22 protein-coding genes are annotated in these 25,401 nt (G+C 65.7%); 9 read left to right on the top strand and 13 right to left on the bottom strand.

Going from position 1 to position 25,401, the window contains the following annotated elements:
* The first annotated feature begins 125 nt into the window (after positions 1-125).
* Together ACWA1Q_RS03520 and ACWA1Q_RS03515 are read left to right on the top strand one after the other, a co-directional pair.
* The gene (locus ACWA1Q_RS03520) at positions 126-959 is read left to right on the top strand and encodes a purine-nucleoside phosphorylase (RefSeq protein ID WP_463759566.1); all 834 of its coding nucleotides are present in this window, start codon (positions 126-128) and stop codon (positions 957-959) included.
* Positions 959-2,650: a phospho-sugar mutase gene (locus ACWA1Q_RS03515; protein WP_463759564.1), complete on the top strand. Its 1,692-nt coding sequence runs from the start codon at positions 959-961 to the stop codon at positions 2,648-2,650. Before ACWA1Q_RS03520 ends, ACWA1Q_RS03515 begins: the two co-directional genes overlap by 1 nt.
* Before the next feature lie 3 nt (positions 2,651-2,653).
* Here ACWA1Q_RS03515 and ACWA1Q_RS03510 read toward each other — a convergent pair whose 3' ends face one another.
* The 3 genes from ACWA1Q_RS03510 to ACWA1Q_RS03500 form a co-directional block, all read right to left on the bottom strand.
* On the bottom strand, positions 2,654-2,926 hold the full coding sequence (locus ACWA1Q_RS03510) for a PTS sugar transporter subunit IIB (RefSeq protein ID WP_463759563.1): 273 nt from the start codon (positions 2,924-2,926) through the stop codon (positions 2,654-2,656).
* Between the two features lie 18 nt (positions 2,927-2,944).
* Positions 2,945-3,391 carry a PTS sugar transporter subunit IIA gene (locus ACWA1Q_RS03505; protein WP_463759561.1) on the bottom strand — a complete coding sequence of 149 codons (447 nt, stop codon included), beginning with the start codon at positions 3,389-3,391 and terminating at the stop codon, positions 2,945-2,947.
* Positions 3,392-3,466: 75 nt separating this feature from the next.
* Positions 3,467-4,597 carry an adenosine deaminase gene (locus tag ACWA1Q_RS03500; protein WP_463759560.1) on the bottom strand — a complete coding sequence of 377 codons (1,131 nt, stop codon included), beginning with the start codon at positions 4,595-4,597 and terminating at the stop codon, positions 3,467-3,469.
* 116 nt (positions 4,598-4,713) lie between these two features.
* Between ACWA1Q_RS03500 and uriH the strand changes: the two genes are divergently transcribed.
* The gene (gene uriH / locus ACWA1Q_RS03495) at positions 4,714-5,658 is read left to right on the top strand and encodes a uridine-preferring nucleoside hydrolase UriH (RefSeq protein WP_463759558.1); all 945 of its coding nucleotides are present in this window, start codon (positions 4,714-4,716) and stop codon (positions 5,656-5,658) included.
* A gap of 202 nt (positions 5,659-5,860) precedes the next feature.
* Positions 5,861-6,769: a hypothetical protein gene (locus ACWA1Q_RS03490; protein ID WP_463759557.1), complete on the top strand. Its 909-nt coding sequence runs from the start codon at positions 5,861-5,863 to the stop codon at positions 6,767-6,769.
* Positions 6,770-6,917: 148 nt separating this feature from the next.
* On the opposite strand, the gene ACWA1Q_RS03485 is transcribed toward ACWA1Q_RS03490, so the two are convergent.
* From ACWA1Q_RS03485 to ACWA1Q_RS03460, 6 genes are all read right to left on the bottom strand, one after another.
* Positions 6,918-8,225 carry a thymidine phosphorylase gene (locus tag ACWA1Q_RS03485; RefSeq protein ID WP_463759555.1) on the bottom strand — a complete coding sequence of 436 codons (1,308 nt, stop codon included), beginning with the start codon at positions 8,223-8,225 and terminating at the stop codon, positions 6,918-6,920.
* Positions 8,212-8,637 (bottom strand): cytidine deaminase, encoded by a 426-nt coding sequence (locus ACWA1Q_RS03480; RefSeq protein WP_463759553.1) that lies wholly within the window; start codon positions 8,635-8,637, stop codon positions 8,212-8,214. Before ACWA1Q_RS03480 ends, ACWA1Q_RS03485 begins: the two co-directional genes overlap by 14 nt.
* 4 nt (positions 8,638-8,641) lie before the next feature.
* Positions 8,642-9,928 (bottom strand): ABC transporter permease, encoded by a 1,287-nt coding sequence (locus tag ACWA1Q_RS03475; RefSeq protein WP_463759552.1) that lies wholly within the window; start codon positions 9,926-9,928, stop codon positions 8,642-8,644.
* Positions 9,925-11,199, bottom strand: a complete 1,275-nt coding sequence (locus ACWA1Q_RS03470; RefSeq protein ID WP_463759551.1) for an ABC transporter permease — start codon at positions 11,197-11,199, stop codon at positions 9,925-9,927. Before ACWA1Q_RS03470 ends, ACWA1Q_RS03475 begins: the two co-directional genes overlap by 4 nt.
* Positions 11,196-12,716 (bottom strand): ABC transporter ATP-binding protein, encoded by a 1,521-nt coding sequence (locus ACWA1Q_RS03465; RefSeq protein ID WP_463759549.1) that lies wholly within the window; start codon positions 12,714-12,716, stop codon positions 11,196-11,198. The genes ACWA1Q_RS03470 and ACWA1Q_RS03465 overlap by 4 nt, the downstream gene beginning before the upstream one ends.
* 148 nt (positions 12,717-12,864) lie before the next feature.
* On the bottom strand, positions 12,865-13,968 hold the full coding sequence (locus ACWA1Q_RS03460; protein WP_463759548.1) for a BMP family lipoprotein: 1,104 nt from the start codon (positions 13,966-13,968) through the stop codon (positions 12,865-12,867).
* A 264-nt stretch (positions 13,969-14,232) separates the two neighbouring features.
* Between ACWA1Q_RS03460 and ACWA1Q_RS03455 the strand changes: the two genes are divergently transcribed.
* The gene (locus ACWA1Q_RS03455) at positions 14,233-15,162 is read left to right on the top strand and encodes a 5'-3' exonuclease (RefSeq protein WP_463759545.1); all 930 of its coding nucleotides are present in this window, start codon (positions 14,233-14,235) and stop codon (positions 15,160-15,162) included.
* 5 nt (positions 15,163-15,167) lie between these two features.
* Here the strand turns inward: ACWA1Q_RS03455 and ACWA1Q_RS03450 are convergent, their stop codons facing one another.
* A complete protein-coding gene (locus ACWA1Q_RS03450) occupies positions 15,168-16,283 on the bottom strand; it encodes a mannose-1-phosphate guanylyltransferase (protein WP_463759543.1) in 1,116 nt (371 codons plus the stop codon).
* Positions 16,284-16,557: 274 nt separating this feature from the next.
* On the opposite strand from ACWA1Q_RS03450, the gene sdhC reads away from it, so the two are divergent.
* Genes sdhC through ACWA1Q_RS03430 form a run of 4 tightly spaced genes read left to right on the top strand, consistent with a single transcriptional unit; the run spans position 16,558 to position 19,952 of the window.
* Positions 16,558-16,890, top strand: a complete 333-nt coding sequence (gene sdhC / locus ACWA1Q_RS03445; RefSeq protein ID WP_121671524.1) for a succinate dehydrogenase, cytochrome b556 subunit — start codon at positions 16,558-16,560, stop codon at positions 16,888-16,890.
* Positions 16,891-16,905: 15 nt separating this feature from the next.
* Complete coding sequence (locus ACWA1Q_RS03440; RefSeq protein WP_463759541.1) at positions 16,906-17,352, top strand: succinate dehydrogenase hydrophobic membrane anchor subunit; 447 nt, start codon at positions 16,906-16,908, stop codon at positions 17,350-17,352.
* Positions 17,353-17,380: 28 nt separating this feature from the next.
* A complete protein-coding gene (sdhA, locus tag ACWA1Q_RS03435; protein ID WP_463759540.1) occupies positions 17,381-19,183 on the top strand; it encodes a succinate dehydrogenase flavoprotein subunit in 1,803 nt (600 codons plus the stop codon).
* 1 nt (position 19,184) lies between these two features.
* Positions 19,185-19,952 carry a succinate dehydrogenase iron-sulfur subunit gene (locus ACWA1Q_RS03430; protein WP_463759539.1) on the top strand — a complete coding sequence of 256 codons (768 nt, stop codon included), beginning with the start codon at positions 19,185-19,187 and terminating at the stop codon, positions 19,950-19,952.
* 63 nt (positions 19,953-20,015) lie between these two features.
* On the opposite strand, the gene ptsP is transcribed toward ACWA1Q_RS03430, so the two are convergent.
* Genes ptsP through ACWA1Q_RS03415 form a run of 3 tightly spaced genes read right to left on the bottom strand, consistent with a single transcriptional unit; the run spans position 20,016 to position 25,398 of the window.
* Positions 20,016-21,650, bottom strand: a complete 1,635-nt coding sequence (gene ptsP, locus ACWA1Q_RS03425) for a phosphoenolpyruvate--protein phosphotransferase (RefSeq protein ID WP_463759537.1) — start codon at positions 21,648-21,650, stop codon at positions 20,016-20,018.
* A 53-nt stretch (positions 21,651-21,703) separates the two neighbouring features.
* The gene (locus ACWA1Q_RS03420) at positions 21,704-24,001 is read right to left on the bottom strand and encodes a transglutaminase domain-containing protein (protein ID WP_463759536.1); all 2,298 of its coding nucleotides are present in this window, start codon (positions 23,999-24,001) and stop codon (positions 21,704-21,706) included.
* Complete coding sequence (locus ACWA1Q_RS03415) at positions 23,998-25,398, bottom strand: DUF58 domain-containing protein (protein WP_463759534.1); 1,401 nt, start codon at positions 25,396-25,398, stop codon at positions 23,998-24,000. The genes ACWA1Q_RS03420 and ACWA1Q_RS03415 overlap by 4 nt, the downstream gene beginning before the upstream one ends.
* Positions 25,399-25,401: the final 3 nt, after the last annotated feature.

Below are 25,401 nucleotides of genomic sequence, written 5' to 3'. Positions count from 1 at the left end.
AAACGCAGGGCTCCTCCGTCACCCGCGGATTCACGCGCCCGTCAGCCGGACGGCACGAGACGGATGCCGCGACGCGGCTCCAGGAATACCCCTCCGCCGGGTGCGCCGCTGAATAAGATGGGGGAATGTCTGACGCTTCCAGCAATCCCCTCGACGATCCCACCGCCGATCCGTTCGACGTCGCCCTCCGCGCGGCCGCCCAGATCGCCGAACGAACCGGTGTCGAACGACACGACATCGCGCTGACCCTCGGGTCCGGCTGGGGCAAGGCCGCCGAGCTCATTGGTGAGACCACGGCGACGATTCCCGCCCACGAGATCGACGGGTTCTCCCGGCCGGCGCTCGAGGGCCACGTCGGCACCCTGCGCTCCGTCCTGCTGCCGAGCGGCAAGCGCGCACTCGTCATCGGCGCCCGCACGCACTACTACGAAGGCCACGGCGTTCGCCGGGTCGTCCACAGCGTCCGCACCGCGGCCGCCGCGGGGGCGACGACCATGATCCTCACCAACGGTGCCGGCGGCATCCGCGAGACCTGGACGCCCGGCACCCCCGTGGTGATCCGCGACCACATCAACCTCACCGCGGATTCGCCGCTCGAGGGCGCGACGTTCATCGACCTCACCGACCTGTATTCGAAGCGGTTGCGCGAACTCGCGCACGGTATCGAACCGGACCTCGACGTGGGTGTCTACTGCCAGTTCCGCGGACCGCACTACGAAACCCCCGCCGAAGTTCAGATGGCGAAGGCCATCGGTGGTGACATCGTCGGCATGTCGACAGCGCTCGAGGCGATCGCGGCACGACAGGCGGGTATGGAAATCCTCGGCCTGTCGCTCATCACGAACCTCGCCGCAGGCATCCAGGCGACGCCGCTCAGCCACCTAGAAGTTCTCGAAGCCGGGCGCGACGCCGAGCCGCGGATCAGCGCCCTGCTCGCCCGGATCGTGGCGGCGCTGTGATGACTCCGGCAGGAACCGCCCACATCCTCAACGCTGCGCGAGCCTGGCTGGCGCAGGACCCGGACCCGGAGACCCGCGAGGAGCTCGACGTCCTCATCCGCGACGCCGAGGGTGGGAGCGAGCCTGCCCTCGACGAATTGCACAGCCGGTTCGACACGCGCCTCGAGTTCGGCACCGCTGGCCTCCGCGGGCGCATCGAAGCGGGCTCGGCGCGGATGAACCGCGTCCTCGTCGGCCAGGCCGCAGCTGGGCTCGCCGCGTACCTCGCCGCGCGTGAACCGGACACCCGGCCGAGCGTCGTCATCGGCTATGACGGCCGCCGCAACTCGCGGGTGTTCGCGACCGACACCGCCGAGATCATGGCCGGAGCCGGCATCCGTGCGATTGTGCTGCCCCGGCAGTTGCCGACGCCAGTCCTCGCCTTCGCCGTCCGCCACTTCGACGTGTCAGCCGGCGTCATGGTCACCGCGAGCCACAATCCTCCCGCCGATAACGGCTACAAGGTATACCTGGGTGGCGCCGACGAGGGCTCGCAAATCGTGTCACCGTCTGACGCCGAGATCGAGGCGCAGATCCTGCGCATCGCCGCATCGGCGAGCGTTCTCGACCTGCCACGCAGCACCGACTACGAGACGGCCGACGAAACCGTCGTCGACGCGTACATCACCGAGACGGCAGCGGTGATGACAGGCGAGCCTGTTCCGATGGAGGTCGTCTACACGGCCATGCACGGGGTCGGCTGGGAGACGTTCTCCCGCGTCGTCGCTGCGGCAGGGCTCAAACTTCCCCACTCCGTCGCCGCTCAGCAGGAGCCGGACCCGGAGTTCCCGACCGTCGCATTCCCCAACCCGGAGGAGCCGGGCGCCCTGGACCTGTCCTACGCGCTCGCCCGTGAGACGGGCGCCGAGCTCATCGTCGCGAACGATCCTGACGCCGACCGCCTCTCCATCGCGATCCCCGACGCGTCGTCCTCAGAGGGATACCGGCAGCTCAGCGGCAACGAGGTCGGGGCGCTCCTCGGCTGGCGTGCCGCCGTGCTGAACGCCGAACAAGGGAACGTGGGCGGCGTGCTCGCCTGCTCGATCGTGTCCTCCCCCGCGCTCTCCGCCGTCGCCCGCGAATACGACCTCGAGTTCGTCGAGACGCTCACCGGCTTCAAGTGGGTCTCGCGTGTCCCCGGGCTCATTTTCGGCTACGAGGAAGCACTCGGCTATCTCGTGAACCCGCGCACGGTGCGCGACAAGGACGGCATCTCCGCCGCGATCGACTTCCTCTCGATGGCGTGCTTCCTCGCCGGCCACAACCTCACCATCCAGTCAGCGCTCGACGCGTTCGCCGAGAAGTTCGGCTACTTCGCGAGCGACCAGCTGTCGTTGCGGGTCACCGACCTGTCCGACATTGCGGCGATCATGGCCCACCTGAGGGCGAACCCACCGGCGGAGCTCGGCGGCGTCGCCGTCGAAACGATCGAAGACCTCCGAAACGGAGTCGGTGAACTTCCGCCGACGGATGCCCTCCGGTTCCGTCTCACGGACGGCTCCCGCGTCATGGCGCGGCCGAGCGGCACCGAACCGAAGATCAAGTTCTACCTCGACGTGCAGCGCCCGGTCGAACGCAAGGACGAGGCATCCGGCGTCCTTGCCGCTGTGAAGGCCGACCTGGCAGCGATCGCGGAGGTCGCAACGGCCTGACAGTCAGCCGAGCGCTTTTTCGAGCTTCCGTTCGAGCTCTTCGAGGTCGAAGTAGTTCTCGATGATGACGACATCGGCGAAGGTTTTGCCGATCTTGTCGACGAGTTCGGGCGAGGTGAGGATCACCTGGGCGTCAGCCGCGGCGACAGCAACCCCGGCGACGTCTGACGCTGTCACGTCGGCGTCGATGTCGAGGCGCTTGAGCACCCGCTCAGCGTTGACCTTGAGGATGCCGGATGTTCCGACACCGGCACCGCAGATTGCGACGATCTTCATGGCAGCCTCCTGGCTTGATCAGTTGTCGGCTTCGAACACCCGACGGACCTCGTCCGGCGTGGTGGCGGTCGCGATGGCCGGGATCGCCGACGCATCATTGAATACGTTCGCGAGCTGAGCGACCGTCGTCACGTGGGTCTCCGGTGTCGGGACAGCGAGACCGAGGACGACACTCACGGGGTCGTTGTGCGGATGCCCGAACGCGACGGGTTCGGCGAGCGTCACGACGGCGAGCCCCTCTCGAAGCACGTCGGTACCGGGCCGGGCGTGCGCGAGCGCGAGGCCGGGGGCGATGACGATGTACGCACCGAACTCATCGATGACCTCGATCATCCGGTCGGTATACGACGCCTTGGTCGCTCCGCTGCGCTCGAGTGCCGTGCCGGCGAGCCGGACAGCATCCCGCCACGTTCCGGCGTCGGCACCGAGATCGATCGCGGAATTCGGGAGCGGGGGCAGGGACATCGTTGGTCTCACTTCAGCTGGTGGGCGGCCGATCTCAGGCTATCGGTCCGGCCGGACGCGACGGGGAGGGAACTCTCAGTCGCGGTATCTCTCGGCATCTTCGAAGCCCGCTGAAATGATTTCGGCGAGTTCCTCACGGTCTTCGAGGGGAAGGAACGCTCCGCGTGCCGCGTTCTGCTGGAACACCTCGAGGTCCTCGATGTCGTAGGCGAAGGCGTCGGCGAGGAGACCGAGTTCGCGGGTCAGCGTCGTGCCACTCATCGTGCGGTTGTCGACGTTCACGGTCGTCTTGAAGCCGAGCTGGTAGAGCACATCGAACGGGTGGTCGACGAGGTCGCTCCCCCACGCGGCGATCGCGCCGGTCTGCAGGTTCGACGACGGGCTGAGTTCGAGCGGGATCTCACGGTCCTTGACCCACTGCGCGGTTTCGCCGAGGGACACGTAGGTGCCCTCGTCATCGCTGCGTTCGACCGTGATGTCTTCGGCGATGCGGACGCCGTGGCCCAGCCGAAGAGCCCGGCCGTCGAACAGGGCGCTCTTGATCGAGTCGAGCCCGTCGGCCTCGCCGGCGTGGACGGTGACAGGGAAGTGCTCCTGCGCGAGGAAGTCGAAGGCAACGCGGTGACGCGAAGCCGGGAAGCCCGCTTCTGCGCCGGCGATGTCGAAACCGACGACACCGTTGGTGCGGTGCCGCACGGCCAGCTCGGCGATCTCGAGCCCGCGGTCGGCGTGCCGCATGGCAGTGATGAGCTGACCGACCTGGATCCCGTCGCCCGAACGCTCGGCGTCATCTATGCCTTGTTCGATTCCGGCCTGCACCGCTTCGACCGCCTGGTCGAGCGTCAGTCCGCGAGTGAGGTGCTGCTCGGGAGCCCAGCGAACTTCGCCGTAGATGACTCCGTCGGCGACGAGGTCCTGCACGAACTCCCGCGCGACGCGGGTCAGTCCCTCTTCCGTCTGCATGACAGCGGTCGTGAGGTCGAATGTCTTGAGGTAGTCGACGAGATTGCCCGCGTCACACTGCGAGAGGAACCAGTCGCCGAGCTTGGCAGGGTCGGTCTCGGGAACGTCGATGCCGAGAGCATCCGCCAGTTCGAGGATCGTCTGCGGACGCAGGGCGCCGTCGAGGTGATCGTGCAACGAAATCTTCGGCAGATCGGCGATGTCGACGCCGTTGGGGAGGAGGAACTGGTTCTCTGAAGTCACCCGCTCAGACTACCGCCCTGCCTCTCCCAGCGCACTGCTCGGCGGCTCTTCCCGGAAGCACTTCAGCGTGTCGGACGGACCCAATCCGGGGGCAGCCGAGCCCGTAGAATCGATAGATGCCCCAGAGAATCCTGCTTGACTGCGACCCCGGCCACGACGACGCGATCGCCATGCTCCTCGCCCATGGCAACCCGGAGATCGACCTGGTGGCGGTGACAACGGTCATGGGCAACCAGACGCTCGAAAAGGTGACCCGGAACGCGCTGTCTGTTGCCCGCGTCGCCGGCATCACGGGCATCCCGTTCGCGGCGGGAAGCGCTCGCCCCCTCGTGCGCGAGATCGAGACGGCGCCGTCGATCCACGGTGAATCCGGGCTCGACGGGCCCGAGCTGCCCGAGCCGCTGCTCGAGCTGGATTCGCGGAACGCTGTCGAGCTCATCATCGAGACGATCATGGCCAATGAGCCAGGCACGATCACCCTCGTTCCCACCGGTGCTCTCACCAACATCGCCCTCGCGGCGCGGATGGAGCCGCGGATCGTCGAGCGGGTCAAGGAAGTGGTGCTCATGGGTGGGGGCACCAACTTCGGCAACTGGTCCGCCACCGCGGAGTTCAACATCGTCATCGACCCCGAAGCCGCGCACATCGTCTTCAACGAGTCCTGGCCGCTCACGCAGATCCCGATCGACGTGACTCATGAAGCGCTGGCCACCCCGGATGTCGTCGAGCGGATCGCCGCGATCGACACGGCGCCGGCGCGGTTCGTCGTCGAGCTGCTCGACTTCTTCGGATCCACTTACCGTGAGGCGCAGGGCTTCGACGCGCCCCCGGTGCACGACCCCTGTGCTGTCGCCTACGTCATCGACCCGAGCATCTTCACGGTGCGGCGTGCTCCGATCACCGTCGAACTCGTCGGGACCCTCACGGCCGGCATGACGGTGGCGGACTTCCGGGCGCCGGCACCCGCGGACTGCACGACCCAGGTTGCCATCGGCATCGATACGCCGCGGTTCTGGAACCTGGTCGTCGACGCGGTCGAGCGCATCGGCGACCCGGAGTAGCGCGCGGCGCCCGCTCGCTCATCGACCGGGCCCAATGGGTCGTTCCCGAAATCAATCGGGCCGTAAGGGCGACTCACGCGCGACTTGAGTGACCTTTTCGGACCGATCGATCGCTTTCCTCACACCGCTGCCGCTCCGAAACGTTGTCCACGCCACGGCGTCGGCGCCCACACGCGCACCCGCGGAACGGCATCCTCTCGATATGGATTTTCGACGCCCGCTGCCCTCACCGATCCCGCGTGCGTTCTCGGTGCACGATGCCTACCTGAACGGCATGTCACGCAGCCAGCTCCGAAACGGAGCTCTTCTCCGCCCTTATCACGGTGCTCGCTTCGCGCCAGGAGTCGACCCGGATGTACTCGACCGTTGCCGAGCCTTCGCCGCCCGGATGCCACGGGGCGCGATCTTCAGTCACGTCACCGCGGCAATACTCCACGGGATGCCTCTTGCTCGTACCTTCCACGCCGGTCCACTCCATGTGACATCCCTGGCCGGCGTGCGCGCGACGAAAGCACATGGAGCCATCGGTCATACCGCGACACTGAGCGCCGACGATGTCGTGACGAGAGACGGCATCCGGATGACGACGCCTGAGCGCACCTGGTGCGACCTCGCCGCCATTTTCGGTCTGAATGATCTCGTCGCCGCGGGTGATTACCTTCTCTGCTGGGAACAGCCCGTGACAACGCCGGAACGACTGGCCGCAGCCGTGCAGCGCTACCCGCCGCAACGCGGACGGGTAGCCCTTCGTCACGCTCTGGGCCTGCTGAGCACGCGTTCGCGTTCCCGACCTGAATCGATCGTTCGACTCGAACTTATCGCGAGCTCATTGCCGAATCCCGTTCCGAACTTCGAGGTACACCTCGCCCTCAGCCGAAGGGACCTTGAGATCGACCTCGCCTACCCCGAATACAAGGTTGGCCTCGAGTACCAGGGCGATCATCACCGGACGGACCGCCGGCAATGGCGTCGCGACGTCCGTCGAGGTAACGATGCGGTCGATGAGGGGTGGAGCATGATCTACTTCACGGGAGACGACCTTGCCCGCATGCCCGACATCATCGGTCGAACTGAACGACGTTTGCGTGGACGAGGCTGGCCCAGCCGCTGATTCGCCATTCGAGCGGGCCCAAAAGGTCGTTTGTCGCGTCGATCGGGCCCAAAGGGCGACCCCCGTCGCTCACGAACGTCCCTTTGGAACCGATCGACGGATGCCGCGCGTCGCGACACGCACGCAGCGGCGGCACAGCGCGGCGGCGCTACTGAATACGGTCGCGCACCAGCGGCTCGGGCGTGAAGGCGGTGCCAGGCGCCGCCAGCTCCCACGCGCCCTCGATCGCCTCGAGCGCCCGCGGGAATCGAGCCGCGTCATCCGCGGACAGGGTGAACAGCGGCTGCCCGGCGCGAACGACGTCTCCCGGCTTCGCGTGAAGGTCGACCCCGGATGCGTGCAACACCGGATCCTGCGCCCGCGCACGACCGGCGCCGAGACGCCACGCGGCGATCCCGAACGGCAGGGCATCCTGGCGCACGAGTACGCCATCAGCGGGAGCCGTGACGGTGTGGGTTTCACGCGCAACCGGCAACGCGGCATCCGGGTCACCACCCTGAGCGATGATCGAGCGGCGCCACGTCTCCATGGCGCGACCGTCAGCGAGTGCGGATTCGACGTCGGCATCGGGCTGGCCGGCCAGCGTCAGCATTTCGCGAGCGAGAGCGACGGTGAGCTCGACGATGTCTGCCGGTCCGCCACCGGCGAGCACCTCCACCGATTCCCGCACTTCGTTGGCGTTACCGATGGCCAGGCCGAGCGGCACGCTCATGTTGGTGAGCAGCGCCGAGGTCTTGACCCCGGCATCCTGCCCGAGCGACACCATGGTGCGCGCGAGTTCTTCTGCCTTGGCGTAGTCCTGCATGAACGCGCCGGAGCCGAACTTCACATCGAGCACGAGAGCACTGGTGCCCTCGGCTATCTTCTTCGACATGATGCTCGACGCGATCAGCGGGATCGCCTCGACTGTTCCTGTGATGTCGCGCAGGGCATACAGGCGCTTGTCCGCTGGAGCGAGCCCGGCACCGGCAGCACAGATGACGCCGCCCACATCGCGCAGGATCGAGAACATCTCATCGTTCGACAGGTCGGCGCGCCAGCCGGGAATCGACTCGAGCTTGTCCAGAGTTCCACCGGTGTGACCGAGGCCACGACCGGAGAGCTGCGGCACAGCCACCCCGAAGGATGCCACGAGCGGCATGAGCGGAAGGGTGATCTTGTCGCCCACTCCCCCGGTCGAATGCTTGTCGACCGTCGTCTTGCCGAGTGTGGAGAAGTCCATCGTCTCGCCGGACGCGATCATCGCGAGGGTGAGGTCGCGGATCTCGCGCCGGCTCATCCCGTTGAGGAGGATGGCCATCGCCATCGCGGCCATCTGTTCGTTGCCGACGTACTCACGCGTGTAGGCGTCGACGAGCCAGTTGATCTCGTCGGTCGTCAGCTCACCGCGATCGCGCTTGGTTCGGATGAGGTCGACGGCGTCGAACGACTCGAGGGCGGCGTCAGTCGCGGTCATTCGTGGGTACTCCTGAGTATTCGTTAAGCGTGCGAGGTCCGAACGCATCCGGCAGGACTTCGTCGATCGTCCGGATGCCGGACACCGTTTCGAGGAGCATCCCCGGCACCGCGTGTTCGAACAAGAGCTGGCGGCAGCGACCGCACGGCATGAGGGTGTTTCCGTCACCGTCGACGCACGTGAAGGCAACGAGCTGCCCACCGCCGGTGAGGTGCAGCGTCGACACGAGCGCGCACTCGGCGCACAGGGTCAGCCCGTAGCTGGCGTTCTCGACGTTGCAGCCGGTGATGATCCGGCCGTCCGTCACGATGGCTGCCACCCCGACCGGGAACTTCGAGTACGGCACGTATGCCTTCGTCATGGCATCCGTCGCCGCTTCACGAAGCGAACCCCAGTCGATTGAATCAGTCATGTTCTTACGCCTTTATGTATGGTTTTCCGGATGCCGCTGGCCCGCGTGATCGTCCGACAAGACCGGCAACGGCGAAGATGGTCACGATGTAGGGCAGCATCAGCATGAACTCACTCGGCACCGGAGAACCGATGATGCCGAGCACGTTCTGCAGGTTGGTTGCGAAACCGAACAGCAGGGCGGCGAGGGTCGCGCGGATGGGATCCCAGCGACCGAAGATCACCGCGGCGAGAGCGATGAAGCCAGCGCCGGCCGTCATTTCCTTACCGAATGCGCCGACGGCGCCGAGGGTGAAGAAGGCGCCACCGAGTCCGGCGATCGCTCCGGCGAGCGAGACGTTCCAGAAGCGGGTGCCCGTCACATTGATGCCGACGGTATCGGCGGCGGTCGGATGCTCACCGACGGCCCGCATACGCAGACCCCACTTGGTGTGGAAGAGGCCGAAGTACACCAGGGCGACGACGACGTACATGATGTAGACGATGATCGTCTGCTCGAAGAGGACCGGTCCGAGAATCGGGATTTCACCCAGGATCGGGATCTCGATCCTGGTGAACCGCGGTGGCGTGTTCAGGAGCCCGGGGTCCTTCGTCAGGACCTGCGAGTAGAAGAAGCTCGTGAGGCCGATGACGAGAACGTTGAGGACGACACCGACGATGACCTGATCGACGAAGTACTTGATCGAGAACGCGGCGAGGACGAACGAGACGAGCACGCCGGCGACCATCGCTCCCAGGAGGCCCAGGTAGAGGTTCCCCGTCGCCGAAGCGATCACGGCGGAGCTGAACGCACCCGCGAGCAGTTGCCCTTCGATCGCCACGTTGACGACGCCGACGCGTTCAGAGATCACGCCGCCCATCGCGCCGAAGATCAGCGGAACGCTGAGCGTCACGGTTCCGATCAGGAGACCGGGAACGGGGACGCTCGCGCCAGCGGCGGCCCAGGTCAGGAATCCCGTCATGAACAGGACGGCGAAGACGGCGATGAACCAGATGGGGACCTTGCGGTACTTCTGGACCCGATAGAACGCGAACGCCGTCATGAGTGCAAGAACGATGGTGATGACGATTCCGGTGGAGAACGTCGGCAGCTCGGGGGCGGGCAGCTGGATCAGGTCAGAGCCCCGCGACAGCTGGAACCGCGTGGTTCCCTCGCGATGCCCGAGAATGAACAGCGCAGCCGCGATGACCGTGAAGAGAGCGAGCGCGATCGGCGCCTTCCAGCTGCGGAGAACCACTGCCCGGTTTTCGGGCTCGGCCTGGGACCGTTCAGGTTCGGTGAGAACGCTCACTTTGCCTTCACCTCCTTGGTGATGATCGGACGCTGCCTGCGCGGCGCTGTTCCCGGCGTCGGGAGGCGGAAGATGGCCCGCACGAGCGGCGGGGCGGCGATGAACAACACGATGACGGATTGCACGACGAGAACGATGTCGATCGGGATGCCTTCAGCGGCCTGCATGGAGAATCCACCGGCCTTGAACGCGCCGAACAGCACGCCGGCGACGAAGATTCCGACCGGCTTCGAACGGCCGAGGAGCGCGACGGTGATCGCATCGAAGCCGATGCCCGCATCGATTCCTGAGCTGAATCCTGTCGTCACCGTTCCGAGGACCTGGTTGACCCCGGCGAGGCCGACGAGGCCTCCGGCGATGAGCATCGTGTACACGTAAATGTTCTTGACGTTGATGCCGGCGACGAGCGCGGCGTTGGGGTTCTCGCCGACGGCGCGGAACTGAAAGCCGAGACTCGACCGGTTGAGCAGCCACCAGACGAAGATCGTCGCGGCGATGGCGGTGAGGAATCCGGCGTGGAGGTTGTACTGCGGGCCGAGGAGGTCAGGGAAGACCGCCGTCTCTTTCATCGCCGGGGTCTTGGGGTTGTTGCTCCCCGGCGCCTGCAATGCTCCGGGGGTCCTGAGCAGGAAGGAGATGAGGTAGAGCGCAACGTAGTTGAGCATGATCGTCACGATCACCTCGTGTGCTCCGGTCCGTGCCTTCAGCAGCCCGACGATGCCGCCCCAGATCGCTCCACCGATGATTCCGACGAGGACGGCGACGATGAGGTGCAGGACCGGCGGGAGATCCAGCGCGAAGCCGACCCAGCCGGCTCCAGCGGCCGCGATGAGCATCTGGCCGCGCCCACCGATGTTGAACATGCCGACCCGGAAGGCCAGACCGACTCCGAGACCCGCGACGATCAGCGGAGTCGCGTAGACCAACGTGTCGGTCAGCGGTTTGATACCCACGAGGAATCCGTCGCGACGGAAGTTGTAGACGGAGCCCTGGAAGAGGGCGCTGTACGCACCGGACACGGCTTGCCAGATGGCACCGAGCATGTCGCCCGGCCGGGAGAAGAAGTACCCAGCGGTCTCCTGTACCCGCTCGTCGGTGAAGGCGATGAGGATGGCGCCGACGACGAGCGCCAGAAATACGGCGAGGACGGAGATCATTGCGTTCCCGCCGACGATGTCACGCATCGCCTGCGACCAGCGCTGGTCATCCTTCTGCTCGGATGGCGTCGCCGGCACCGGGGCCTTTTCTGCCTCTGCTGTGGTTTCGCTCATGCTGCTTCACCTGTTCCTGGCGCGGGTTCGCCGGCCATCATGAGTCCGAGAACGTCTCGAGGGGTGTCGGCCGGAACGATCCCGACGATGCCGCCCCGGTACATGACCGCGATGCGGTCAGCGAGGGCGACGACCTCGTCGAGTTCCGTCGACACCACGATCACCGGAAGGCCGGAGTCCCTCGTGGCGATGATCCGTTTGTGGACGAATTCGATGGAGCCGACGTCGAGTCCGCGCGTCGGCTGCGCGGCAACGAACAACCGCAGGTCGCGGCTGAGTTCGCGGGCAAGGACAACCTTCTGCTGATTTCCCCCGGACAGTCGTCCGGCCTTGGACTCGATTCCCTGCGTGCGGATGTCGAACTCGGCGACTTTCTCCCGCGCGAAGTCGGCGAGGAAGCTCAGCTGGAGATTTCCGGCCTTGACGAACGGTTGTGAGGTACTTCGGTCGAGCATCAGGTTCTCGGCGATGGAGAACTCAGCGACGACGCCGTCCTGGGTACGGTCTTCCGGCACGAACCCGACGCCTGCATCCAGGATCTTTCGCACGCTGCGGTTCCGCAGCGATTTTCCGTCGAGTTCGATACTCCCGGTGACGTGCGGTTGAAGACCCAGCAGCGCTTCGGTCAGCTCGGTCTGTCCGTTGCCCTGCACGCCAGCGATGACGAGGACTTCTCCCGACTTCACCTCGAAGCTGACGTTGTTGACGACCACCTGACCCTGCGGGTCGATGACCGAAAGGCCGCGGACGACGAGGGCAGGTTCGCCGAGGACCGGCGGGTTCTTTGCGACGGTCAATTCGACGGCGCGGCCCACCATGAGTGACGCGAGTTCGGTGTTGGTCGCGGTGGGGGATGCTTCACCGACCACCTTCCCGAGACGAATGACGGTGATGCGGTCCGCTACTTCGCGGACCTCGCGCAGTTTGTGCGTGATGAAGACGATGGAGGTTCCCGACTCGCGGAGTTGCTTCATGATCACCATGAGCTCGTCGGTTTCCTGAGGGGTCAGCACGGCTGTCGGTTCGTCGAAGACGAGCACTTTCGCGTCCCGGGAGAGGGCCTTGATGATCTCAACACGCTGCTGCACACCGACGGGGAGGGTTTCGACGAGGGCGTCGGGGTCGACGTGGAATCCGAAGCGTGCGGATATCTCGCGCACCTTCGCTCGTGCGGCCTCGAGGTCGAGTCGCCCACCGAATGTCGTCTCTTCGTGGCCGAGCATCACGTTCTCGGCGACGGTGAAAACCGGAATGAGCATGAAGTGCTGGTGGACCATTCCGATGCCGGCGTTCATGGCGTCGCCGGGCCCGGCGAACTTCTGGACGACGTCGTCCAGGAGAATCTCGCCCTCTTCGGCCTGGTACAGGCCGTAGAGCACGTTCATCAGGGTCGATTTTCCGGCGCCGTTTTCGCCGAGAAGGGCGTGGATCTCGCCCGACTGAACGGTGAGATCAATGTGGTCGTTAGCGACCAGGGCACCGAATCGCTTCGTTATGCCGCGAAGTTCTAGCTTCATGGTTCCTGATTCTAGGGAAGGGCAGAACCATGTGGGGGTTCGCCCGGGTGTTCACGGATGGCGTCGACCGGAGTGTGGGCTGACGCCAGCGAAGCGGGGAGGCCGGTGTGCCGGCCTCCCCGCTTCATACTGTGATGCTGCGCGTCGACTACGGGGACGACGGTGAGGTGACTTCGATCGATCCGTCGATGATGCCGGCCCGGATGTCATCCAGTTCTGCCTGCAGTTCGGCGTCGACCTTGTCCTCGAAGTCGTGGAACGGGGCAATTCCGACGCCTTCGTTCTCGAGGGTTCCGACGAACGGGGTTCCGTCGAACTCATCCTCGGCTGCGGCCAGGACGACTTCGTTCACGCCGACCTTCATGCCCTTGAGGATGGAGGTGAGGAACAGGTCCGCACCGTCCGGGAACGTCTCGTACAGGTCGGCGTCGACACCGATCATGGCGATCTCCTTGCCGGAGTCGCGGATCGCGGAGATCGCGCTCTGGAAGATCGGGCCACCAACGGGGAGGAGAACGTCGGCGTTCTGGTCGATGAGACCCTGTGCCAGGTTCTGAGCGTCTACTCCGACTTCGAAGCCACCGGTGAAGCTACCGTTCTGGGCTTCGACGTCCCAGCCGAGGGCTTTGACGTCGGCGTCCTTCACTTCGTTGTAGTGGTTGACGCCATCAACGAATCCGTCCATGAAGATTGTGACGGGCGGGATCGGGATTCCGCCGAACGTTCCGACGACTCCGGTCTTGCTGTAGCTCGCTGCTGCGTAGCCGGCGAGGAAAGCTGCCTCGGCGGTGTTGAAGACGATGGGCTTGATGTTCTCGGAGTCCGTGGTGCCGTCGCCATCCAGGTCGACGTAGTCGTCGATGATGGTGAAGTTGACGTCGGGGTTCGCTGCAGCGGCAGCTCCCGTGGCTTCTGCGAGGAGGAACCCGACGGTGACGATCAGGTTGCAGCCCTGGTCGACGAGGTTCTCGACGTTGGGGCCGTAGTCGGTTTCAGCAGCCGACTCAACGGTGATCGGCTCGACGCCGAGCTCGTCAGCCGCTTCGGTGAGGCCTTCGAAGCCGAGCTGGTTGAACGACTTGTCGTCGAACCCGCCTGCGTCGGAAACCATGCAGGGGGTGAAATCGAGCGCTTCGTCATCGGCGCCGTTGCCGTTGTCGGCTGCTGGGGCCTGCCCACAGCCGGCGAGCAGGGCGATAACGCCTACCGTGGCGAGGCCGGCAAAGGCGGCCTTACGGGTGTTGATTGTCAATGTGACCTCCAGGGTGCTGCCCCGCGGGACTCGCAAGGGCGGGTATTGGGTACGTTACCGAATGTTGCGGAGGCCACTGCGCTGTGGATGGCTCTCGAAACAGAAGCGTTACATAGCTGTTCCATGCGAGGCTAGGCCCAACCCTCGAACGGGTGACAGGGACGCTCTCATGAGCAGCAGCTCATTCCCTGCCTGCTCAGATGCGCACGATTTCCCGCAGGAGAGCATCGGCCCGAAGGATGACCGCCGTGCCACAATCGAAGCATGACTGGGCGACTGATGCTCCTCGACACAGCTTCGCTGTACTTCCGCGCCTTCCACGGCCTCCCGGACACACTGAGATCTCCAGACGGCGCCCCGGTCAACGCCGTGCGCGGACTCTGTGATTTCATCGCCAGGCTCGTGACCGACTACGAGCCGAGCGAACTCGTCGCCTGCTGGGACGACGACTGGCGCCCCGGGTGGCGGGTCGATCTCATCCCGAGCTACAAAGAGCACCGGGTCGACCAGGCAAGAGGCGGCGGACCGGATGTCGAGGTGGTCCCCGAACTCCTCGTCGCCCAGATCCCGCTCATCCGACAGGTCCTCGACGCTTTCGGCATTGCAATCGTTGGCGCAGCGGATCATGAAGCAGACGACGTCATCGGCAGTCTGGCCACGCAATCCTCGTCACCGGTCGATGTCGTCACCGGTGACCGCGATCTGTTCCAGCTCATCGACGACGCGACCGACGTCCGCGTGATCTACACCGCTCGCGGGATGAGCAAGCTCGAGGTGCTCACCGAAGCGACCGTCCGCACCAAGTACGGCATCTCGTCGCACCAGTACGCCGACTTCGCCGCGCTCCGCGGCGACACTTCCGACGGCCTGCCCGGGGTCGCCGGTGTCGGCGACAAAACCGCGGCAGGGCTGCTCAGCACGTTCGGCTCCCTCGACGCCATCGTCGCTGCCGCCGAAGAACCGGGGAAAGGGATGTCGGAATCCGTCCGCGCGAAGATTCTCGCGGCATCCGATTACCTGCGGGTCGCCCCAACGGTCGTCGAAGTGGTTCGAACGCTCGATCTCGGAAAACCCGACGCGAGAATCCGACCGCTCGAGGCCGAAGCCCTCAGCTCGGCCAGGCAGCTCGCCGTCGACCTCGGTCTCGGAGGTGCGGCAGACCGCGCACTCCGCGCCCTCGGCAACCAGCTCTAGCGAACTCAGAGAACGTCGTCGCGCCCTGACAACTTGAGCGCATCGACGACGCTCTTGACCCGCTGGGCATTCGCGCTCGTGGTCACGAGGAGCGCGTCCGGGGTGTCGACGACGACGATGTCCTTCACGCCGATGAGGCTGATGACGCGATTGCTCTGGCTGACGACGATCCCGCTCGATGCGTCTGACAGCACACGGGCGTTTTCACCGAGGATCGCGAGATCCGTCTTGCGCCCTCCCGAGTTCAGCTTGGCGAGCGACGCGAAGTCGCCGACGTCGTCCCAGTCGAAGTGGCCGGGCACGACAGCGAGCCGGCCGGCAGCGGCAGCGGGCTCAGCGACGGAGTAGTCGATGGCGATCTTCGTCAGCGTCGGCCAGATCCGGTCGACCGCGGGCCCGCGGGTCGCTGGGTCGTCCCAGACGGATGACAGTTCCACCAGTCCCGCATGAAGGTCTGGCTGGTTGCGCTTCAGCTCTTCGAGGAGAACATCGGCGCGGCTGATGAACATGCCCGCGTTCCAGAGGTGCGCCCCACCCGACACGTACTTCTTCGCCGTCGCGAGGTTGGGCTTCTCGACGAACGAGTCAACGAGAAGGGCGGACTCCGCGCCGGGGATGTCGAGCGCGGAACCGCTATGGATGTAACCGAAGCCGATTGCCGGTTCCGTCGGCTGGATGCCGATGGCGGTGATGTACCCGGCATCCGCGGTGGCGACGGCCTGGGTCACTGCGGCGCGGAACAACCGGTCGCCGCGGATGACGTGGTCGGCCGCAAAGGAGCCGATGATCACGTCGGGCTCACGGTTCACGAGGATCGCCGCAGCCAGACCGATTGCGGCTGACGAGTCACGTGGGTCACTCTCGAGCACGACATTGTGATCGGCGAGGTCGGGGAGCTGGGTTTCGACGGCGGCACGGTGCGCCCGGCCGGTCACCACCATGATCCGCTGCTCGCCCGACAGCGGCGCGAGCCGATCCCAGGTCGCCCGCAGAAGAGTGCTGCCCGAACCGGTCAGGTCGTGGAGGAACTTCGGGGCGTCGGCGCGCGACAGCGGCCACAACCTCGACCCGATGCCGCCGGCGGGGATGACACTGTAGAAGCGTTCAAGGGGACTCGTCATGATCCCCAGAGTAGCGGGAGGGCCTGCCGGCGCCAGCGAAGGACCAACTGTCTCGACGTCAAGATGCTTAGGTTCCCCTTACCGGCGGAGTGAAGCCCCAGGACCGTAGACTATTGAGACGCGCCGTTGTGACGCACGACCGTTGTCGCCAGCGGCCGAGAAGGCTTCAAACAGGGAGGGCCGTTCGTTGTCAGTGAAGACTGCTAGAACACCACCATTGGATTCGACCACCTCTCCACTCCCCGCAGGTACCTTGTACCGCGGCCGTGAGGGCATGTGGTCCTGGGTGCTGCACCGCATCACCGGTGTCGCGATTTTCTTCTTCCTCCTCGTGCACATCCTCGACACCGCACTCGTGCGGGTGTCGCCAGAGGCATATAACGCGGTCATCGGCACCTACCAGACGCCGATCATGGGGTTGGGCGAAGTCGCCCTCGTCGGCGCCATCGTCTTCCACGCCTTCAACGGCCTGCGGATCATCCTCATCGACTTCTGGTCGAAGGGTACGAAGTACCAGAAAGTCATGTTCTACGTTGTGATCGCCCTCTGGGTCATCACGATGCTTGGCTTCACCCCCCGCCACCTCATCAACGTCTTCAGCCACTAGGAAGGGGAGAACGTCATGTCGCAAACCCTCGATGCTCCCCGCAGCCCCGTTCGTCCCGCCCGCAAAAAGGGCGTGAACTGGGAGAAGTGGGGCTGGATCTACATGCGCGTCTCGGGCGTCGTGCTCGTCGTGCTGATCTTCGGCCACCTCTTCATGAACCTCATCGTCGGCGATGGCGTCAGCGCCATCGACTTCGCCTTCGTCGGCGGCAAGTGGGCGTCACCGTTCTGGCAGTGGTGGGACGTCGCGATGCTCTGGCTCGCGCTCATCCACGGCGGAAACGGCATGCGCACCCTCGTGAACGACTACGCACGCGGCCCGAAGCTGCGCGCAGCGTTCAAGGTTGCCATTCTGGCTGCCGTCGCGATCCTGATCCTGCTCGGCACGCTCGTCGTCTTCACCTTCGACCCCTGCCCCGTCGGACAGCCGGCCGACCTCCTCCCCTCGTTCTGCGCCGCGTAACGACTAACTGAACATTTTGGATGCATCTGTGACTCAGGACCCAAGCGACTCCACCATCATCGATGGAGTGCACTACCACCAGTTCGACATCGTGATCGTGGGGGCCGGCGGAGCCGGCATGCGCGCGGCCATCGAGGCGGGGCCAGGTGCACGGACCGCTGTGATCTCGAAGCTCTACCCGACGCGTTCCCACACCGGAGCGGCGCAGGGCGGCATGGCTGCCGCTCTCGCGAACGTCGAGGAAGACAGCTGGGAGTGGCACACGTTCGACACCGTCAAGGGCGGCGACTACCTCGTCGACCAGGATGCTGCGGAAATCCTCGCGAAGGAAGCCATCGACGCGGTCATCGACCTCGAGAACATGGGCCTGCCGTTCAACCGCACCCCGGAGGGCAAGATCGACCAGCGCCGCTTCGGCGGGCATACATCCGACCACGGCAAGGCGCCCGTTCGTCGTGCCTGCTACGCAGCGGACCGCACGGGCCACATGATCCTGCAGACGCTGTTCCAGAACTGCGTCCGTCTCGGCATCAACTTCTTCAATGAGTTCTACGTGCTCGACGTCATCATGAGCGACGTCGACGGTGTCGAGCAGCCCGCCGGCGTCGTCGCCTACGAGCTCTCCACCGGCGAACTGCACGTCTTCCACTCCAAGGCGATCATCTTCGCCACCGGTGGCTTCGGCAAGATCTTCAAGACGACATCCAACGCGCACACCCTCACCGGTGACGGCGTCGGCATCATCTGGCGCAAGAAGCTTCCGCTCGAGGACATGGAGTTCTTCCAGTTCCACCCGACCGGACTCGCCGGTCTCGGCATCCTCCTCACCGAGGGCGCCCGCGGAGAAGGCGCGATCCTGCGAAACGCGAGCGGCGAGCGGTTCATGGAGCGCTACGCGCCGACGATCAAGGACCTCGCACCGCGTGACATCGTCGCCCGCTGCATGGTCAAGGAAGTCGCCGAAGGTCGCGGCGCCGGGCCGAACAAGGACTACGTCTACCTCGACTGCACCCACCTCGGCGCGGAGGTCCTCGAGACGAAGCTGCCAGACATCACCGAGTTCGCCCGCACCTACCTCGGTGTCGACCCGGTAACCGAACCCGTGCCGGTCATGCCGACAGCGCACTACGCGATGGGCGGCATCCCGACCAACGTGAAGGCAGAAGTCCTCCGCGACAACACCACTGTCGTGCCCGGGCTCTACGCCGCAGGCGAGTGCGCCTGCGTCTCCGTCCACGGCTCCAACCGCCTCGGCACCAACTCGCTGCTCGACATCAACGTCTTCGGCAAGCGCGCAGGCAACAACGCCGTCGAGTACGTCCAGACGGCAGAGTTCCTCCCCCTCCCTGAAGACCCCGCGAGAGAAGTGCGCGAGACCATTGAGGGCATCCGTGCCAACGCCGGCGGAGAGCGCATCGCCGTTCTGCGCCGCGAGCTCCAGGAACAGATGGACATGAAGGCGCAGGTGTTCCGCACCGACGAGTCACTCGCCGAGGTCACCGAAACCATTCACCACTTGCGCGACCGGTACCGCAACATCTCCGTGCAGGACAAGGGTCGCCGATACAACACCGACCTGCTCGAGGCCGTCGAACTCGGCTTCCTGCTCGACCTGGCCGAGGTCGTCGTCTTCTCCGCCCGCAACCGCAAGGAAAGCCGTGGCGGTCACATGCGCGACGACTACCCGGATCGCGACGACGAGAACTACATGAAGCACACAATGGCGTACCTGACCGGCGACCCGCTCTCCTCGGATGCCGCCGATCACATCCGCCTGGACTGGAAGCCCGTCGTGATGACGCGTTACCAGCCGATGGAGAGGAAGTACTGACATGTCGACAGCCGTTATTGACGAAGCAGCTCCGGTTCCGACGCCCGAGGTCATCGAGTCGTTCACCGTCACCGTCATCATCCGCCGGTTCGACCCCGAGGTCGACGAGCAGCCCAAGTGGGTCGACTACGACGTCGAGATGTTCGCCACCGACCGCATCCTCGACGCGCTGCACAAGATCAAGTGGGAGCAGGACGGGTCGCTGACGTTCCGCCGCTCGTGCGCCCACGGCATCTGCGGCTCGGATGCGATGCGGATCAACGGCCGCAACCGCCTCGCCTGCAAGACGCTGATCAAGGACCTCGACATCTCGAAGCCGATCTACGTCGAAGCCATCAAGGGCCTGCCGCTCGAGAAGGACCTCATCGTCGACATGGACCCGTTCTTCGAGTCCTTCCGCGAGGTTCAGCCGTTCCTCATCCCGTCGTCGAAGCCCGGTGCCGGCAAGGAGCGGATCCAGTCCGTCGCCGACCGCGCACGGTTCGACGACACCACCAAGTGCATTCTCTGCGCGGCATGCACGTCGTCCTGCCCCATCTTCTGGACCGATGGCCAGTACTTCGGCCCCGCCGCGATCGTCAACGCGCACCGCTTCATCTTCGACTCGCGCGATGATGCAGCCAAGGTACGCCTCGACATCCTCAACGACCAGGAGGGCGTGTGGCGTTGCCGCACCACCTTCAACTGCACGGATGCCTGCCCACGCGGCATCCAGGTCACCCAGGCGATCGCAGAGGTCAAGCAGGCCATCATGCGCGGCAAGCCGTAACGTCTCGTTCTCACCGAGCCCTCGCCCCTCCAGGGGTGGGGGCTTTGTGGTGTGCCCGGGACCTCAGCCGCGCGCTGCTGAACGAGCTTCGGCCGGAGTCGACGCGTCGAGTACCTTCACCGCGAGAGCCTTCGCATGCTCGAGGGTGTGCTGGCGCAGTTCGGTGCGCACATCGGCGAGGGCGGACGGTGCCATCGACAGGCTCGTCGCCCCGAGTCCGACGAGCACGACGGCGAGGAGCGGGTCCGCCGCGGCTTCGCCGCACACTCCCACGGACCGCCCGGACTGGGTTCCCGCTTTGCCGATCAGCTGGATCAGTCGGAGAACGGCCGGATGCCATGGGTCCTGATACGAGGAAACGGTCCCGAGCTGACGGTCAGCCGCAAGCGCATACTGGGTGAGGTCGTTGGTTCCGATCGACACGAAGTCTGCGATTCCGAGCACCTGCCCAGCCATCAGGGCACACGAGGGAATCTCGGCCATGACACCGGCGACCGGAAGACCGTGCGAACGGGCGAGGGTCACGAAGTATTCGGTTTCGGCCGCGTCAGCCACCATCGGCGCCATCACGCCGACCTCGGCATCGGTCTCGCCAGCAGCGGCGGCGATCGCCGTCAACTGGTCCTTGAGGATGTGTTCGTGTGCGCGGGTCGCGCGGAGCCCGCGCAGTCCGAGTGCCGGGTTGTCCTCATGGCCGGTGGAGAGAAACGAGAGTGGCTTGTCCGAACCGGCATCGAGCGTTCGAACGAGGACCTTCTTACCACCGAACGCCGCGAAGACCGTCCGGTACTGCTCCTGTTGTTCGGCGACCGTCGGTGCTGATTCTGCGCCGAGGAAGAGGAACTCGGTGCGGAACAGACCGACACCCTCGGCTCCGCACAGCAGCGCATCAGCGATGTCCGATGGGCGCCCGATGTTCGCGAGAAGAGGAATGGCTGTTCCATCCGCCAGTTTGCCCGGACCGGTCGGTGCCGCAACCCGGCGCGCGGCGAGTCGGCTCTCGGCGTCGGCGATGTCGTCCGCCGATGGATCGACAGTGACCGTGCCGTCCGAGGCGTCGAGCAGGACCTCCGTCCCGTCTGCGAGCGTCGCGGCATCCGTCACCCCGACGACCGCCACGATGGCTTTGGAGCGCGCCAGGATCGCCGTGTGCGACGTCGGTCCTCCACCGATCGTGATGAGCCCAAGGACCTTTTTGATGTCGAGTGAGGCGGTGTCAGCCGGCGCGAGGTCATGAGCGATGAGGACGAACGGATGGTCCACCTCGGGCACCCCTGGTGCCGGAACACCGCGGAGCCGGGCGATCGCGCGCTGGGCGACGTCACCGAGGTCCGCGGCCCGCTCGGCCATGTACCCGCCCATGGAGATGAGCATCTGCTGGAACCCGTGAAAGGCTTCGAAGACGGCGCGCTCCGCGGTTCGACCGGCCGAAATCCGCGAGCGGATGTCATCGAGCAGTGCAGGATCCTGGGCCATCATCGATTGAGCGTCGAGAACGCCCTTCGCTTCGCCCCCGGCCCGATCTGCCCGTTCGGACAGGTCGGCTGCAACCGCCTGGAGCGCGACGACAGCGCGGGAGAACTCGGTCTCAGCGTCAGCGTCGCGGTGCTCGGTCCCTGGTTCAGGAATGGGGTCCGGCATCCGAACCACCGGGCCGTGCGCGATTCCACGCCCGACTCCGACTCCCTGCAATCCCATGGGGACTCCTTCCGGATTTCCTCGACCTTATCGCGAGCGCCGGCTTCAGGAGTTCAGCGCCGCCGGATCCGCAAGGAACGCAAAGAGCTCGCGGCACGGAATCGTTCGCGTCGGGTGCGGCCCGCGCCGAGCGACCGCCTGAGATCCCCAACGGCTGCCCATACCCGGTCGGCGTCCTCGTGGCTGGGACGTTCGGTTGAGAAGGTGGCGCGGTCGGCGACGGATGCCAGGGCGATCGCCCGTTTGCCTCCCACGGCAGCGGCGACTTCCCGTCGCGTGGATGACGGGGGCGCCTCCAGTCCGTAGTCAAGGGCGGAGTCCTCGAACTCCTGCCATCCGCCGCGAATTCGGTCGGCGGGGTGCACACGCGTTCGCCTCAGCGTCCTGCGCCGAAGCTTGGCGGCAATGACGGCGAGGAAGGGGCCGGCGATGAGGGCGCAGAGGAGCAGAATCCCGCCGGCGATCTGAGCAATTCGAAGGAGCGCCGCCAGGAAGGGATTCACTGCCTCGTCGTCATTTTGCTCGCTTTCGGTCGGCGGGGACTGCGTGATCTCGTCGTCGTCAGCCTCGACCGGGGGCTGGACGATTGCGGGAGGTCGTGCGACTAGCTGCGGGTCCTCTGGTTTTTCCTCAGGGATGTCACGGACAGCCGGGACGGGGTCGGCTGTCCACCACCGCCCGGAAGAATCCTGTACTTCGATCCACGCGCTGATATCTCCGCCGGTGAGCGTCACCGTGCTCGCCGGTCCCTGGTCCGCACGGAAGCCGACGACGACCCGGGTGGGAAAGCCGAGTTCGCGTGCCATGAGTGCAGCCGCGACGGCGTATTGCTCCGCGTCTCCGACCATCGGTTGCGCGGTGAAGAGTTCCTCGATCCGATCGATGCCGTGGCCCGATCGGCTGGCGGGTTCGTCGTCGCCGATGCCATGACTGATGTATCCATCGTTTTTCAGTCCGTCGAGCATCGCAACGAGCCGGGCACCATCACCCGACACTCCCTCGGTCCACGTCTCGAGGCGATCCGTCAGCGCCTGAGGAACATTGTCGAACCGCGGCAACTCGGCGGTGCCGGGCCGGAGCTCCTCCAGCGCGGCATCCGACGGAGTAGGAGTGTCGACCGAATCCAGCCGGTAGCCGTCTCCGGAGGCCAGCCCGCCGACGACCGAGCCCGTCCCTGACACGACCGCGCCCGTCCCGGTGACGTCGTTGTAGAAGAACGAGGCTGCGAGCGCGTCGCGATTCGCACCGCTGAACCGAATTTCCGCGAGCTGCCCTGCACTGGGGAGCCAGATCCCCGAATAACCCGAGATGGCGACGGTCATCGACACACGTTCACCCAGCGCTGCCTGCTCCAGCCGGTACGGGACGCGAACGAAGGTTCCCGACGCGCTTGCAGCATCCGATGTTCCCACGCTGTAGACGACACCGTCATAGCTGTCGAGGGTAGCCAGCCGCACCCGGCCGTCCTGAGGCAGGCCGGTGACGGTCAGAAGCGGCTCATTGACGAGGTCATCCTGCAGGTAGCGCCGGAACGCCGACAGCGGGCTGGGGTAGTCCCTCGGGTTGAATGCCTGTTCGATCCGCGTTCGGAGAACGTCCCTCTCGGCCGAGGGGGGAAGAGCGGATGCCAGTACGGCACCACCGCTGGCGGCGAGGGCGAGGATGATCACGGAGCTCACCGTCCCAACGACGGCAGCCCGACGGCGTTCCCGCCGTGACGGGCTGACACTGGCGACAGCCACGGCGTGTTGACGGAGGAGCGCCCGGTGGCGGAAGCCTCGCAGCCAGATCAGCCACCCGAGCAGCAGAACGAGAAGGCTCAACCCGATCGCCAGCGGGAACCAGGACTCCTCCCGGCCGAACGCGATGCCGATCACGAGAAGCAGGATCGGTCCGAGCACGGCGAACTCTCCCCTGCTCGACCGCAGAGCGACCGAGATCGTCACCGTCGTCGTACCGAGAATCGAGAGGAACGCCGGGATCAGCAGGCCCTGGTAGGTGCCCACCGGCGCGAGGATGGTCACCAGCTCTTTCCAGTCCGCCGCCGTGCCCTCGACGAGGTCGAGGAACGCCCCCGGTTGCGGGAGGATACCCGGGCCCATGCGGTCCGGCATCGTCAGCGGGACTCCAGCGGCGAGGTACACGACGATTGCGAGCAGGATGACCAGCACTCCGTGGAGCCGGAACAGCCATCCGGAGAGCGCGACGAGGGCGCCGAGCGCTATTCCGCCGACCAGCACGAGCACGAATTGGGGCGTCTGGTACACGGGCCACCAGACGCTCGCAGCGACGGCAACCGACCCAACAGCGAAGAGGACGGATACGAGCACCGGGAGGGGCCGCCGGTTCATGCCGTCGCCCTCGCCATCGACTGCTGGAGATCCTCGAGATACCCGATCGTGAGCACGGTCAGCTCCCCTGCGTGGCGCGTGCGCGGCACGACGTCGGGGTCGCAGATGATGGCGATGACGTGCACGCCGACGGGAAAGTGCCTTGCTGCCTGACGCAGGGTGGAGATCGACACGGCCGCACCGCAGACGAGGAAGGCGAGCGAGACGCCAGAGATGGATGCCGCCGCGACGCGTGCCAGATCGGCGAGCGGGAGCGCGGTCTCTGACCGGTCGACGCCGCTCAGATCATCGAGGAGCCGAGACCCGGTCACAGCAGCGAAGTTCTTCACCGCGAGAAGTCGCTTCTTCGCGAAGTCCGGGGTGGACTCGCTGGCGACAACGGAAATCGTCCGACCGTCGCGGATGGCGCGCACGCCCAGGGAACCGACGACGCTGACAGCCATCTCGAAATCCTCGTCGCCGGCATAGTCCTCGTCGGCAAGGCTCAGCCCGATCATCAGGTGGCTTCGCCGGGTCTCCTCGAACTGCCGGACCATGTATTGCCCGGTCTTGGCGGTGCTCTTCCAGTGGATGCTGCGGAGTTCGTCGCCGGGGCTGTACTCACGCAGCGCGTGGAACGACACGTCGCTCGACGTGAGGTCACGGGTCGGCGTTCCCTCGAGGTCACGGACGAAACCCATACTGAGGCTTGGAACCGAAATAGTGCGGGGGTGAACGAACAGGTCAACCTGCTCCTCCCATTGCCGTTCCCTCCGGACGAGACCGATCGGGTCGGCGCGGACCGCCCGAACCGGGCCGACGGGGATGACGCCGCGGTGCAGCGCCGGCACCGAGAACAGGTCCTCGTAACGGCCAGACGGCGTGAGCACCGGAACCTGGAAATCGGCGAGGCCCTCCCCCACCGGCACTTCGATCCTGGTGCCGGCGAGGAGCCGCCGCGTCGGGTTCGTGACGGTGAGCTGCCCCACCGCGCTCTCTCCCGCAACCACACGGTTCACCGGCACCGAGAGCGAGGCATCGTGCGAGGTTCGCCCGATGAGAAAAGCAGCAGCGGTGACAATGACCAGCAGCCCTGCCCAGGCGATGGCGACGAGCTCCTCCCAAGCCAGCCCATAGCCGAGCAGGAAGGCGAAAACGACAGCGCTCGCGAGAGCCCAGCCCAGCGGGGTGACCACAGCGGTGACCGCGGCCCACGCGCGACGCGCGCTGCGTCGCATCCGTCGCCACGACCGCACGAGGGCGACAATGATGTCGGCGAGTATTCCCTGCCGTGAGCCGACCAGCCGGGTCCTGGCGTTCACGATCTGCGTTTCGCCCAGAACGATCGGAGCTTCGGCGCGGGAGAGGCGAAGGGCGTTTCTCCGTGTGGCCCCTCCTCGGTCGCTCTTCTTGACCATCGC

The sequence above is a fragment of the Mycetocola sp. TRD_SC_2 genome (assembly GCF_055361225.1).
The sequence above is the reverse complement of the archived record's forward strand: the minus strand, read 5'-3'. Positions and strand labels throughout refer to the sequence as shown.

Coding starts and splice junctions, on each gene's coding strand:
- ACWA1Q_RS03470 (WP_463759551.1), bottom strand. CDS start 11,199: ATGAGCGAAACCACAGCAGAGGCAGAAAAGGCCCCGGTGCCGGCGACG.
- ACWA1Q_RS03455 (WP_463759545.1), top strand. CDS start 14,233: ATGACTGGGCGACTGATGCTCCTCGACACAGCTTCGCTGTACTTCCGC.
- ACWA1Q_RS03510 (WP_463759563.1), bottom strand. CDS start 2,926: ATGAAGATCGTCGCAATCTGCGGTGCCGGTGTCGGAACATCCGGCATC.
- ACWA1Q_RS03465 (WP_463759549.1), bottom strand. CDS start 12,716: ATGAAGCTAGAACTTCGCGGCATAACGAAGCGATTCGGTGCCCTGGTC.
- ACWA1Q_RS03440 (WP_463759541.1), top strand. CDS start 16,906: ATGTCGCAAACCCTCGATGCTCCCCGCAGCCCCGTTCGTCCCGCCCGC.
- ptsP (WP_463759537.1), bottom strand. CDS start 21,650: ATGGGATTGCAGGGAGTCGGAGTCGGGCGTGGAATCGCGCACGGCCCG.
- ACWA1Q_RS03520 (WP_463759566.1), top strand. CDS start 126: ATGTCTGACGCTTCCAGCAATCCCCTCGACGATCCCACCGCCGATCCG.
- ACWA1Q_RS03450 (WP_463759543.1), bottom strand. CDS start 16,283: ATGACGAGTCCCCTTGAACGCTTCTACAGTGTCATCCCCGCCGGCGGC.
- sdhC (WP_121671524.1), top strand. CDS start 16,558: ATGTGGTCCTGGGTGCTGCACCGCATCACCGGTGTCGCGATTTTCTTC.
- ACWA1Q_RS03420 (WP_463759536.1), bottom strand. CDS start 24,001: ATGAACCGGCGGCCCCTCCCGGTGCTCGTATCCGTCCTCTTCGCTGTT.
- ACWA1Q_RS03515 (WP_463759564.1), top strand. CDS start 959: ATGACTCCGGCAGGAACCGCCCACATCCTCAACGCTGCGCGAGCCTGG.
- ACWA1Q_RS03415 (WP_463759534.1), bottom strand. CDS start 25,398: ATGGTCAAGAAGAGCGACCGAGGAGGGGCCACACGGAGAAACGCCCTT.
- uriH (WP_463759558.1), top strand. CDS start 4,714: ATGCCCCAGAGAATCCTGCTTGACTGCGACCCCGGCCACGACGACGCG.
- ACWA1Q_RS03430 (WP_463759539.1), top strand. CDS start 19,185: ATGTCGACAGCCGTTATTGACGAAGCAGCTCCGGTTCCGACGCCCGAG.
- ACWA1Q_RS03480 (WP_463759553.1), bottom strand. CDS start 8,637: ATGACTGATTCAATCGACTGGGGTTCGCTTCGTGAAGCGGCGACGGAT.
- ACWA1Q_RS03485 (WP_463759555.1), bottom strand. CDS start 8,225: ATGACCGCGACTGACGCCGCCCTCGAGTCGTTCGACGCCGTCGACCTC.
- ACWA1Q_RS03505 (WP_463759561.1), bottom strand. CDS start 3,391: ATGTCCCTGCCCCCGCTCCCGAATTCCGCGATCGATCTCGGTGCCGAC.
- ACWA1Q_RS03490 (WP_463759557.1), top strand. CDS start 5,861: ATGGATTTTCGACGCCCGCTGCCCTCACCGATCCCGCGTGCGTTCTCG.